The following is a 12299-nucleotide window of genomic DNA, read 5'->3' on the forward strand; positions in this document are numbered from 1 at the left end:
GTGCATCGGTCAACTGGTAACGACGTGACATTGCATAGGTCTTAAGTTGTTGAGAAGATTTGAGATTATATATTCATCACTTTAAGAACACAGCCTAGCCGCGCCAAGCGCCGCCGTTTGCGTCGTCAAACATCAACAACAGCTATTGCTGGTGCAGGACAGGGTCTCCTCCCGCTACAGCCTGACCGGCGGCTACATAGATGCAAGGGAGACACCGCAGCAGGCGGCGCTGCGGGAGTTGTATGAAGAGACCGGTCTGCGGGGCCGGGTCATCGCCGAGCTGGGACCATGGCAGCGCGCCCTGCTGTTTGCCTGCCAGACCCTGGAGCCCATCCGCGCACAGACCGGTTCTGGCTTCGTCTCCCTGTTGCGGGCCCCCAATCTGGGCGGCGAGATCCTCAACGCCAGATTGATCGCGCCGGCCCGGTTGCCGGATGATCAACGCCGCTTCCCGGCCCAGCTCGACTGGCTGGCCCCCCAACTGGCCGCCATGCCCGACAGCCCTGTGCTCTGGCTGCCCGACTTCACTGGTGAAGGCAACGCACTGCACCGGGCGGAAATCCCGCTGATCCACCAGCTGCAGACCTGGCTCGGAGCCCAGGCTCGCTGGCTCGAAGTCAGCAATCTGTTCGGTTCAGCCGCCTTTCAGCTTGCCCTGCTACCCTTGCTGCTGCCCTGGCTGGGCTGGCCCAGAGTGCGCCAACTGCTGCTGGCCATGCTGACCCTCACCCTGCTGGTGCAAGTGGCCAAGGAGGGAGTTGGCTGGCCCAGACCCTTCCATCTCGATCCCGCGCTGACACAGGGCAGCGCCCAGGGCTTCGGCATGCCGAGCGGTCACGCCGCCTCTGCGCTGCTGTTCTGGGGCGTGCTGCTCAGAGCCTGCTGGCCCGCCAACCCCTGGCGCAGTGCCTCCCTGGCCCTGCTGCTGGCCGCCCTGACCGGACTGGCCCGGATCTGGCTCGGCGTGCACTTCCTGTCGGATGTGGCGGCCGGTCTGCTGCTTGGCGCCTTGCTGCTGGCCCTGTATCCCCGCCTCGCCGACCTGGCGGCCAAGTCGTGGAGCTGGGCCGGGCTCACCCTCGCCTGTGCGCTGGCCGCCGGGTGGAGCCAATCTTCGGCGCTGGCGGGCCTGGCCACCTTCAGCCTGGGGCTGACCCTCGGCATGATGTTGCCGCTGCCGCGCACGGCGCCGGCCGGCTGGCGTACCCCGCTGCTGGCGCTGCTCGGTGGCCTGCCGCTGGGGGCATTGTGGTGGGCGCTGCCACTCTGGCTGACCAGCTCCTGGCTCATTCTGCTCGGCCAGTGGCTGCTTTATTGTTGCCTGGGGCTCTGGTTGAGCGCCGGTCTCTGGTGGATACTCTCTCTCGTGAATAATGACCCGCTACCCAAGGGCCCAGGCCCTGACAAGGGATTGCTATGAATATGAAAAAAGTGGATTTAGCCAAGATAACCCTGGGAGTGCTGTTTATCAGCCTCCTCATCGTCTCCTGCTTCATGGTGCTGCGCCCCTTCCTGCCCGCGCTGGTATGGGCCACCATGATCACCATCGCCACCTGGCCGCTGATGTTGATGGTGCAGCGCCTGCTGTGGGGCAAGCGCGCCCTGGCGGCCCTCTTCATGACCCTGGTGCTGCTGCTGATGTTCGTCATTCCGCTCTTCATGGCACTGGCCAACGTGGCGGAGAAGGCCCCCATGCTGATCGAGCTGGGCACCACCATCAGCCACTCCCCGCCCCCCGAGCTGCTCTGGCTGCAGCAGGTGCCGCTGGTGGGCGGCAAGCTTTACGACTTCTGGCAGCAGATCCTGGCGAGCGGTGGTCAGGTGCTGTTTGCCAAGCTGGCCCCCTACTTCGGCCAGACCGCCCGCTGGCTCGCCTCCCAGGCGGGCAACCTGGGGCTGCTGTTCGTCCACTTCCTGCTGACTGTCGGCATCTGCGGCCTGCTCTACCACTCCGGTGAAGTGGTGGCGACCGGCATTCGCCGCTTCGCCCACCGGCTGGCCGGCGAGCGCGGCGACAACGCCACCGTGCTCGCTTCACAAGCGATCCGCGCCGTGGCCATGGGGGTCGTGGTGACCGCCCTGGTGCAATCCTCGGTGGCCGGTATCGGTCTGCTGATTGCCGGCATCCCCTACACCATGATCCTGGTGGTGGTGATGTTCCTGCTGATCGTCGCCCAGATCGGCCCCTTCCCGGTGCTGCTGGCCTGCGTCGGCTACCTCTACTGGAGCGGCGACACCACCTGGGGCACCTTCCTGCTGGTCTGGTCGCTGCTGGCGGGCACCATGGACAACTTCCTGCGCCCCTTCCTCATCAAGCGCGGTGCCGACCTGCCGCTGATCCTGATCCTGGTGGGGGTTATCGGCGGCTTGCTGGCAATGGGGATCATCGGCCTGTTTATCGGCCCGGTGCTGCTGGCAGTGGGCTACACCCTGCTGGATGCCTGGATCAAGGAAGGTGAACAACCGGTAGCCACTGCGGTTGAACCACCCAAGGCCCAATAACGATTCAGTAAAAAGGCGATTCAGCCACCATGGCTGATGCAAAGAGCCGCCCGATGGGCGGCTCTTTGCATATGGCAATCGTGCCAGATTGGCTGACCCTCGTAACCCGCACGCACCACATATAACCGTCTCATGCCGAGTCGATTAGCAAAGTCTGATCGACTCTGCGAGCGGTTCACTGAGCAGGGGCCGCACAAAGAGCTGACCCACCTCACCGCCTATCAGCGTATCGACCTCCACTCCCCCTCCACTTCTGCAACACCCACAAGGATCACCAACGCCACAATTCAGCAGGATTGTTCGCTGCTGCAGCTCTGGCTGCGTAACTTCCCCCCTCTCACACAAATGATTCTGCCGGGGTGTCTGCTGTTCGAGCTCTCCGACCCGCTTCTGAGGGCGGTGGATCTTGATTATCAGTCTTCTCACTACAATCCGGTGATCCCGACCTTCAGCCCTGGCTTGCCTTGAGTGGACAGGTACAGCGACCAACCCTGCAGCTGGCTTTGGGTGGTGTAAAGCATGCCAAAAAGGCATGAAATTTATTATTTAAATTCATTTTTTGCAGGTTTATTTGCTGCATATACTGGCTGTCGTTTCACGGTATCGGCGCAGCCTGGCTGACCGAACTGTCCAGCAGGCGTCTTGGTGCCCGGCATGAAGGCGTCCATCATCGATCGGGGGTGCCCCCGGATTTGTTACCGCTGACGGAGCCTTCACATGTTCTCTTCTGCTACCAGTGCACTCATTGTCGAGGGAGGCGCCATGCGCGGCATCTTCGCCAGTGGGGTGCTCGATGCCTTCGTGGAAAGCCACCACTACCCGTTCGACTTCGTCATGGGTGTCTCGGCCGGCGCGACCAATCTGGTCTCCTACCTGAGCGAGCAACCACGCCGCAGCCATCACATCATCACCGAACTGGCTTGCAGCAGCGACTTTCTCGACCCGCTGCGCTTCGTCAAGGGCGGCGATCTGGTGGATGTCAGCTGGCTCTGGCGAACCAGTCGTTACCGCTTCCCTCTCGACCTCGACACTTTCTCCGCCTGCCGCATTCCTTTCTATGCGGTTACCACGGCGGTAGCAACCGGGGAGGCCGTCTACCTGCCAGTACGCCCGGACAATATGGACGAGGTACTGACCGCCACCTGTGCCTTGCCAATGGTGCAGCACGAAACCCCGATGGTCGATGGCCACCCCATGGCGGATGGAGGTATCAGCGACTCCATACCCGTACTTGAGGCTTATCGGCGCGGCGCCCGCCGGATGACGGTGGTACTTTCCGAACCTCGCGGCTATCGCAAGAAACCGGCCCGTTTCTGCTGGATGGTCAAAGCGTTACTGAAAACCCAACCGGCGCTGGCGCAGGCGATGCTGGCAAGAGACGTAGCCTACAACCGCGCTCTCGATTTTATCGAGACGCCACCCGCCGATTGCGAGATCGAAGTGATCGCACCACCGGCCGATTTTCCGGTCTCCCGTTTTACCCGCGACCCGTCCAAGCTGGAGTCCGGTTATCTGCAGGGTTACTGGTTCGGGCACCAAAGCGTACTTCGCGCAGCCAGAATGGCACGCGCCGCCTAGCGGCAACCAGGTTGGGAGCGGATACCGCCGTATCCACTCCTGCTGGCATTTCACCCTTTAACATCCCGCTGACCGCTCTGTTCCCATCGGGTCAAGGGGCCGCGGTGGCATCTGCTGATGCATCAGGAGAGCGAGACCATGCCGGAGTGTCGCGCCTTCTGCCGCTGGCTTGAGTTGCAATTTGCCGACCCCGCTCCCGCCAAGGATGGTTTGCCATCCCTCTGAGGCAGGTCACTGAATCGGGCCGGCAAGGGTGGTTAAATGGGCGTTCGTCTCTTTGCCGGATCTTGTCGTGACCATCCTGTCCGCCTCCATGCCGCCAGCCCGGGACTGGCCTGACTATCTGCAGGCATCCTGGTTGCGCTGCGCCCACCAGACCAGCGCCACCCTCTGGCATCCGCCCCACAGTGCCAAGGGGCAGACCCTGCAGAGCCTGCGCCAGCGCAAACGGGACCTGCTCACCACCGGCGAGATGGCACTCGAGGATCTCTACGAATTCATGGAGGGGCGCCCCTGCGCCCTGCTGCTCACCGACGAGAGTGGCTGCCTGCTGGCCCAGACCGGTCACCCCGAAACCCTGCGCGAGCTGGCGGCGCTGGGGTTTGGCCCTGGCGCCTTCTTCAGCGAGGGGCGCATCGGCACCAATGCCATCAACCTGGCGGCGCTGGAGGGAGTGCCGCTCTGCGTCAGCGGCCCCCAGCACTTCAACCAGACCCTGCACCCCTGGCACTGCTGCGCCAGCCCGGTCTACAACAGCAACGGCCGTCAGGTCGCCATCATGGCGCTGACCTGCAAGGTGGAGGAGGCGAGCGCCGGCGATCTGGCGCTCACCGTCAGCGCCGGGCGCGAACTGGCCCACCTGCTGCAGATGGAGACCCTGATGCAGGAGTCCCAGCACCATCTGAGCGAACTCTACGCCCTGCTCGACGGCATGGATGACGGCGTACTGGCCTGGGATCCCCAGGGTCGGCTGCGCTACCTCAACGCGCTGGCGGCCAATCGGCTGCGGCTCGATCCGGCGCTCTGCCTCGGTCAGCCGCTGGAGCAGCACCTGCTGCTGCCCCAGCGGTTGCAGCTCGCCATCAAGGGGCAGACCCCGCTCAGCCATGTGGAGGTGACCCTGGAGAAGCTAGGCGCTCAGGAGGGGGAATTTATCAATGCGCTGGTGAGCCTCAAGCCACTACCCGGGCCGGACGGGGTCAGCTTTATCGCCCTACTGCACCCGGTCGGTCGGCTGCGGGCCATCAGTCAGCTGCGCCAGACGGTACCCGAGCTGTCGGCGCTGGTGGGCGAATCGAGCGCCATGCGCAAGCTGCTGCGTTACGCCCGGCAGGCGGCCCAGAGTCAGGGGCCCATCCTGCTGCGCGGCGAGGAGGAGGTGGGCAAGGCCCAGCTGGCGGAGGCGATCCACTTCGGCAGCGAACGGGCCGCCGGGCCGCTCATCACCCTCAACTGTCAGGCCCTGCCGAGCGAGCGGATGGCGCTGGAGCTGATGGGCTCCGATGAGGCAGGACAGGAGCGGGCCGGCAAGTTCGAACTGGCCCACGGCGGCACCCTGGTGCTGGAGCAGGTGGAGTGCCTCTCTGCCCCCATGCAGGCGGCGCTGCTGCAACTGCTCAAGACTGGCCGCCTGCAGCGTTTCGACTCGGCCCGTATCCTGCCGCTCAAGGTGCGGATCATCGCCACCAGCAGCGCCCCGCTGGAGCAGCTGGTGCAGGAGGGGCACTTCGGCCGCCAGCTGCTCTATGCCCTGCAGGCGTGCGAACTGTGGCTGCCAGGCCTGCGCGAGCGCAGCGCCGATCTGCCCGGCCTCATCAGCCAGCAGTTGGCTGCGCAGGGGCGCGAGCCGGTGCGCCAGTTCAGCCCGGCGGCCCTCGATTGCCTGCTCGCCTATCCCTGGCCCGGCAACCTGGGGGAGCTGCGCAGTGCCGTCGAGCATGCCCTGCTTCATGCCGGTCAGGGGCCAATCCCGCCGGAGGCGCTTCCCGCTGCCATCCGGCACGGTTATCAGCGGGTGGCGGACGAGGTGGTAGGGCAACCGTTGCTCACGCTGGCAGAGCTGGAGCGCCAGGCCATCCTGCGCTGCGCCCACGCCTGCAAGGGGCAGGTGAGCCAGATGGCCCAGCAGCTGGGGATCGGCCGCACCACCCTCTGGCGACGGCTGAAACTGCTCGAGATCGACCCCGCCGACTACCACGGCTGACGCCGGCCCGAGCCATTGCATACCGGTTCGCAGAACATGAAAAAGGCCCCGCAGTGGCGGGGCCTTTTCTATGGCAAGCTGGCTGGTCGTTACAGCCCCAGCTGGTGGGCGGTGACGATGGCCGCCAGCACATCCTCGGCGGTGACCTTGAACGGCATGTTGTGGATGGTCTCCCCTTCCGCGGTAGAGGCCTTGGCCACCTCCATCAGGCGCGCCATGTCCAGCTCCTTGACCCCCATCATGTGCAGGTTGGTGGGCAGGCCGATGGAGCGGCAGAAACCCAGCACCGTCTCGATCTCCGCCATGGGCGCATTCTCCAGCACCAGCTGCACCAGGGTACCGAACGCCACCTTCTCGCCGTGGTAGAGGTGGTGACACTCGGCCAGCTGGGTCAGGCCGTTGTGAACGGCGTGGGCGGCAGCCAGCCCGCTGCTCTCGAAGCCGATACCGCTCAGATAGGTGTTGGCCTCGATGATGTTCTCCACCGCCTTGGTGCAGAGCCCCTGCTCCACCGCCAGCTTGGCCTTGTAGCCATCGGCCAGCAGGGTCTGGTAGCAGAGCTCGGCGATGGCCTGCGCCGCCAGGGTGGAGGCACCACCGGCCATGGTCTGGCAACCGGACACCTTGTTGGCGCGCGCCTCGAAGTAGGTGGAGAGCGCATCCCCCATGCCGGAGACCAACAGCCGCACCGGGGCACGGGCAACCACGCCGGTATCCATGATGACCATGTTGGGGTTGGTCGGGATCATCAGGTATTCGCTGAACTGCCCTTCCGGGGTATAGATGACCGCCAGCGCGCTGGTGGGGGCATCGGTGGAGGCGATAGTCGGCACTATGACCACCGGCACCTGCTGGTAGAAGGCGACCGACTTGGCGGTATCCAGCGTCTTGCCGCCACCGATGCCGATGATGACGTCAAACGGGGTCTGCTTGCAGCGAGCCAGCAGGCGGTCGATCTCGGGGCGGGAACACTCGCCGTTGAAGCAGTCGAACTCGGGCTGGATGCCTGCCGCGTGGAAGCTGGTGGCCACGGTATCGCCTACCAGCTTGGTGACGAAGGCGTCGGCCAGAATAAGGGGCTTGCTGCCGAGCGCTTTGACGTAGTTGCCGATATTGGCGAGGGCCCCGTTGCCTTGCACGTATTTGCTGGGGCTGATGATGATGCGGTCCATATTTTATCCCTCTCTCTTTATTTCGTAAGACTTCTTTTGAAACTAAAGGAGGCGAAGGGGCGGCAGTGCCGGGGACTCCTTCGTCTTTTACTTGCATGACAGTGGCGCTGCGCAGGCTCGGCGAGCGAGCACAGCGCCTTGAAGCAGGCAGGTCAGTCGCCGAAACGCTCCGCTGCCAGTTGCTGGAAGCAGGCCAAGGCGGCCTCGGCATCCTCCCCGCGTGCCAGCAGGGTGAGCGTGTCCCCCTGGCGCACATCGAGCATGGTGAGCCGGGTCAGACTGCGGGGATTGGCCTCTTTCTTCCCCTTCTGCAGCTTGAGTTCGGCGGCAAAGGGCTTGAGGGCGGCCACCAGGCGGGCGGCGGGGCGCACGTGCAGGCCGTGGGGATTGTCCACCACTACTTCGCAGCGCAGCCAGCCGTCGTCGGGTGCAGGAGCGGCTTCAACGGCCTGCGGCTCCGCCTTGCCCGGCAGCATCGCCTGTTTCGGGCCAAGGGCCCCCAGCGCCTCGGCGGCGACCTCATCCAGCGTCAGGCCGGAACCGGCCGCCACCACGGCGGCCAGGGTGCCCTCGACCAGCGGGGCCGGGCAGAGCCGTACCCGGGCGCCCAGCTCGGGGGGCAGTAGTTCGAGGGCGGTCTCGGCGCTCAGGAGAGCGCTGCCCAAGTCCATCAGCACCAGCACGCCGCTGCCGTCATCCGCTTCTTCAATCGCACTCATCACGGCGATGGCGTCGGTGCCGATGGGGTGGTCGGGGTCATCGACTCCGGCCGCCAGCAGCAGTTTTGCCGGGCTGCCCAGCTGGTCGGCCAGCGCTTTCAAGCCGGCCGCAAGCTGGGCGCTGTGAGAGACCACTACGATTCCGATCATGTTTACAACCTCGCTCTGTCGCGCAGGGCGGTCAGCAGCAGCAGGGTCGAGGTGGCCCCGGCATCCTGATGGCCGATGCTGCGCTCGCCAAGATAGCTGGCGCGCCCCTTGCGGGCCTGCATCTGGATGGTGGCCTCGGTGCCGGCGGCAGCGGCCGCCACCGCCTTGTCCAGCGCCTCGGGCAGCGGCAAGCCTTGCTGCTCCGCCTGCTGCAGGGCGGCCAGGGCCGGCCACCAGGCGTCACACATGGTCTTGTCACCCGGCTCGGCGCGGCCGCGCGAGACGATCCCCTCCACCCCGTCGCTCAGCATCTTGCCAAGCTGGCCGAGGGTCAGGCTCTGGCAGGCGTCGCTGCTCGCCGCGGCCCGGATGAAGAAGGTGCCGTAGAGCGGGCCGCTGGCGCCGCCGACCGAGGAGAGCAGGGTCATGCCGGTAGTTTTCAGCACCTGGCCGATGTCTTTGTCTGCCACCGCCGGCAGCTTCTCTGCCACCTTGGCGAAACCGCGCTGCATGTTGAGGCCGTGGTCGCCGTCGCCGATGTCGGTATCCAGCGCCGTGAGGTAGTCACGCTGCTCGGTGAAGATGTGCTCGCAGTCGAGCAGCCAGTTGACGATTTGATGCTTGCTTAACATGAATATTCCTCAGCAGCCGCGACGCAGGGCGGGGGTGTGAACGGGGGCATCCCACAGGGTCATCAGCTCGTCATCCACCTTGAGCAGGGTGATGGAGATGCCGGTCATGTCGAGGGAGGTACAGTAGGGGCCGATCAGGTTGCGCACCAGATGGATGCCCGCCTCTTCGCACAGGGTTGCAAGACGGCCATAGACACCGTAGAGCTCGGAGATCGGGGTGCCACCCAGACTGTTGACCAGTGCGATGACCCGGTCGCCCTTGTTGAACGACTCGATAAAGGTGTGCTCCTCCTGCCAGCTGCCGGAGGCTCTGTCCCAGTGACGCAGGGTGCGGCCATAGGGGGTGTTGTCGACCAGCTCCTTGAACATGTCCTCCACCAGGGCATTGAGGTCGGTGAAGGGGCGGCGTTCGATGCCTGGCTCGCCGTGGATGCCGACGCCGAACTCCACCTCGTTGTCCGCCAGGGTGAAAGAGGGCTTGCCGGCAGCGGGAACTGTGCAGGCATGCATGGCCACCCCTATGGTGCGGCTCTGGTTGTTGACGCGGCGGGCCAGCGCCTCGCAGCGCGCCAGATCGTAGCCCGCCTCGGCGGCGGCACCGACCAGTTTCTCGCACAACACGGTCGTGGCAACGCCGCGGCGGCCGGCGGTATAGAGGCTGTCCTTCACCGCCACGTCGTCATCGATGAGGGCGAACCCCACCTTGACACCATCACCGTGCAGCAGCTCGACCGCAGTCTCGAAGTTGAGCACGTCGCCGGTGTAGTTCTTCACCAGAAACAGCACGCCAGCGCCGCCATCGACCGCCTGGCCGCACTCGTACATCTGATCCGGCGTAGGCGAGGTGAAGATCTCGCCGGGGCAGGCACCATCCAGCATCCCCTTGCCCACCAGGCCACCGTGCATCGGCTCGTGGCCGCTGCCACCGCCGGAGACCAGCGCCACCTTGCCCATCACGGGAGCATCGGCACGGGTGATGAAGTGGGGCTCGATACGCACCTTGAGCTCGGGGTGGGCGGCGGCCATCCCCATCAGCTGTTCACGGACCACGGCATCGACGGCATTGATCAGTTTCTTCATGGCTCACTCCTTGGCTTGCCACCGCTCGGGTGGGCAAATGGTTGATGGAGCCAGTCTAACGGCAGAAAAGAGGATAAAAATGACGGGCGGTTTGGTTCGAATTTGAAACAGCAGAAGAGGGGTTGGCGTTTCAATCTGAAACGGTGCGGAGCAAATAAGAGCAAAACTGTTAGCCGTCTCACAGCCAACAAAAAGGGCCCCGCAGGGGCCCTTCGCTACAACAGCAATAAGCTGACGGGTTAGATGGCCCAACCACCGGCATAGAAGACAACCAGCGCCACGGCGATGATGACGGTGCCGATGTTGAGCTTCTTCCACTCGGCGGCAAACAGGCGACCGATCACCAGGGCCACGAAGCCCAGCATGATGCCGGTGACTATGTTGCAGGTGAGCACGATGAAGACGGCGCACAGCATGCCGGAGAGCGCATCGACCGAGTCGTTGAAGTCCAGCTTGGTGACATTGCCCAGCATCAGCAGACCGACGTACATCAGCGCCGGTGCGGTGGCATAGGCCGGTACCAGATAGCTCAGCGGCGAGAGGAAGATCATCAGGAGGAACAGCACGCCGACCAGGGTGGCGGTCAGACCCGTCTTGCCACCGGCGGCAGTGCCTGCGGCGGACTCGATGTAGACGGCAGCCGGTGCACCACCGACGGCGCCTGCCACCATGCTGCTGACGGAGTCCGCGGTCAGGGCCTTGCCGCCACTGATGATATGGCCACGTTCGTTGATAAGGCCCGCCTGACCAGCCACGGCACGGATGGTGCCGGTGGCGTCAAACACAGCAGTCATTACCAGCGCCAACACAGTAGGGATAACCACCGGATTGAGGGCACCCAGCAGATCCATGCTGCCTACCAGAGAGCCCTTCTCGCCCGTCAGGCTCGGCATGGCGAAGAAGCCCTGCCAGGTCACTTTCGGGTCGAAGATGAGGCCGAGGATGGAGATGGCGATGATCACCATCAGGATGCCGCCCGGCACCTTGCGACGCTCCAGACCAAAGATGGCGGCCAGACCCAGCACCGTCATGATGACCGGGAAGGCGGTGACTTCACCGAGTTGCACCGGCAGACCGGCTCCTTCGTTCTTGATCACCATGCCGACGCCATTGGTGGCGATCAGCAGCAGGAACAGGCCGATACCGATGCCGGTGCCGTGGGCGATGCCGGAGGGGAGGTTGTCCAGGATCCACTGGCGCACACCGGTGACACTGATCAGGGTGAACAGCACACCCATCAGGAAGATGGCGCCCAGCGCCACCGGAATGCTCAGCCCCTGCCCCAGCACCAGGCTGAAGGCGGTAAAGGCGGTGAGGGAGATGGCGCAACCGATGGCCATCGGCAGCTTGGCCCACAGCCCCATCAGCAGGGAGCCGAAAGCAGCGATCAAACAGGTCGCCACAAACACCGGCCCCTGCTCAAAGCCGGCAGCACCCAGCATGTTCGGCACCACTATGATGCTGTAGACCATAGCCAGGAAGGTGGTCAGCCCTGCGACCAGCTCCTGACGCACGCTGCTGCCGCGCGCAGAAATGGAAAAATAAGAGTCCAGAAAGCCGCCATTCCCTGATTGGGCGGCCATATCTTGCTTTGCCATAACTAATCCTGAAAGTGTGAAGGAAATCGTTTGCGTGAATGGCGCGCAAAATAGCAAGAATTTATCCGGATTGCAGCGATTTCCCTGATTTTTTCATCAAAATCACAGGGAACGTTCTCGTTCGGGCACAGATATGACGGGTTCAGGCTGCCCCTCTTCCCCTGCGAGCGTAAACGACCCACCTATACTGCAGGTAACCATTCACGCCGCCAGACGGGAGATACCCATGCACACCCGCAATTTGCTGAACGATATCCCCTCGCCACTCCCTACCGAACTCTTTCAGGATCTGGTCAGTACCAATCACCTGAGGATCGAGCGCATTCTCTCCCACGGCCATCAGACGGCCCCCGGCGAATGGTACGATCAGGACGAACATGAGTGGATCCTGGTGGTGCAGGGCGAAGCCAGCCTGCTGTTCATCGATCCGCAAACCCAACAACAGCAGCTGGTCCAGCTGGGGCCGGGAGATCACATCAATATCCCTGCCCGCCAGAAGCACAGGGTCGAGTGGACCCATCCCGACATGACCACCGTCTGGCTCTGCGTGTTTTACTGAGTCGCGTGAGGAAAAAGAGGCATTTCGGGGGAAATGAGGACTGTGTCGGAAACGAAAAAAAGCCCAGTCTGTCGACTGGGCTTCTTAAGTAGTGGCGGAGCGGACG

At 63.9% G+C, this 12299-nt stretch carries 9 protein-coding genes and 1 pseudogene; 5 read left to right on the forward strand and 5 right to left on the reverse strand.

Features of this window, described 5'->3' with window-relative positions; translation table 11 throughout:
- Positions 1–94: 94 nt before the first annotated feature.
- From CAK78_RS02665 to dhaR, 4 genes and pseudogenes are all read left to right on the forward strand, one after another.
- Positions 95–1420 (forward strand): annotated as a pseudogene (locus tag CAK78_RS02665) (bifunctional NUDIX hydrolase/phosphatase PAP2 family protein); the annotation flags it as partial.
- A complete protein-coding gene (gene ydiK / locus CAK78_RS02670) occupies positions 1417–2502 on the forward strand; it encodes an AI-2E family transporter YdiK (RefSeq protein WP_176452643.1) in 1086 nt (361 codons plus the stop codon). The pseudogene CAK78_RS02665 and the gene ydiK, both read left to right, overlap by 4 nt.
- Positions 2503–3219: 717 nt before the next feature.
- Positions 3220–4080 (forward strand): patatin-like phospholipase family protein, encoded by an 861-nt coding sequence (locus CAK78_RS02675; RefSeq protein ID WP_094696285.1) that lies wholly within the window; start codon positions 3220–3222, stop codon positions 4078–4080.
- Between the two features lie 292 nt (positions 4081–4372).
- The gene (gene dhaR / locus CAK78_RS02685; RefSeq protein WP_176452644.1) at positions 4373–6283 is read left to right on the forward strand and encodes a dihydroxyacetone kinase operon transcriptional regulator DhaR; all 1911 of its coding nucleotides are present in this window, start codon (positions 4373–4375) and stop codon (positions 6281–6283) included.
- Between the two features lie 89 nt (positions 6284–6372).
- Here the strand turns inward: dhaR and CAK78_RS02690 are convergent, their stop codons facing one another.
- The 5 genes from CAK78_RS02690 to CAK78_RS02710 all read right to left on the reverse strand — a co-directional run bounded on the left by CAK78_RS02690 (position 6373) and on the right by CAK78_RS02710 (position 11634).
- Positions 6373–7455, reverse strand: a complete 1083-nt coding sequence (locus CAK78_RS02690; RefSeq protein ID WP_094696286.1) for a glycerol dehydrogenase — start codon at positions 7453–7455, stop codon at positions 6373–6375.
- 152 nt (positions 7456–7607) lie between these two features.
- Positions 7608–8324: a dihydroxyacetone kinase phosphoryl donor subunit DhaM gene (dhaM, locus tag CAK78_RS02695; protein WP_094696287.1), complete on the reverse strand. Its 717-nt coding sequence runs from the start codon at positions 8322–8324 to the stop codon at positions 7608–7610.
- Between the two features lie 2 nt (positions 8325–8326).
- Positions 8327–8956 carry a dihydroxyacetone kinase subunit DhaL gene (gene dhaL / locus CAK78_RS02700; protein WP_005306235.1) on the reverse strand — a complete coding sequence of 210 codons (630 nt, stop codon included), beginning with the start codon at positions 8954–8956 and terminating at the stop codon, positions 8327–8329.
- A gap of 9 nt (positions 8957–8965) precedes the next feature.
- Complete coding sequence (gene dhaK / locus CAK78_RS02705; protein WP_094696288.1) at positions 8966–10036, reverse strand: dihydroxyacetone kinase subunit DhaK; 1071 nt, start codon at positions 10034–10036, stop codon at positions 8966–8968.
- A gap of 239 nt (positions 10037–10275) precedes the next feature.
- Complete coding sequence (locus CAK78_RS02710; RefSeq protein WP_010635854.1) at positions 10276–11634, reverse strand: NCS2 family permease; 1359 nt, start codon at positions 11632–11634, stop codon at positions 10276–10278.
- Positions 11635–11860: 226 nt separating this feature from the next.
- Between CAK78_RS02710 and CAK78_RS02715 the strand changes: the two genes are divergently transcribed.
- Positions 11861–12193, forward strand: a complete 333-nt coding sequence (locus tag CAK78_RS02715) for a cupin domain-containing protein (RefSeq protein ID WP_005306245.1) — start codon at positions 11861–11863, stop codon at positions 12191–12193.
- The last annotated feature ends 106 nt before the right edge of the window (positions 12194–12299 follow it).

The sequence above is a fragment of the Aeromonas sp. A35_P genome (genome assembly GCF_002259925.1).
Lineage (GTDB): Bacteria > Pseudomonadota > Gammaproteobacteria > Enterobacterales > Aeromonadaceae > Aeromonas > Aeromonas dhakensis.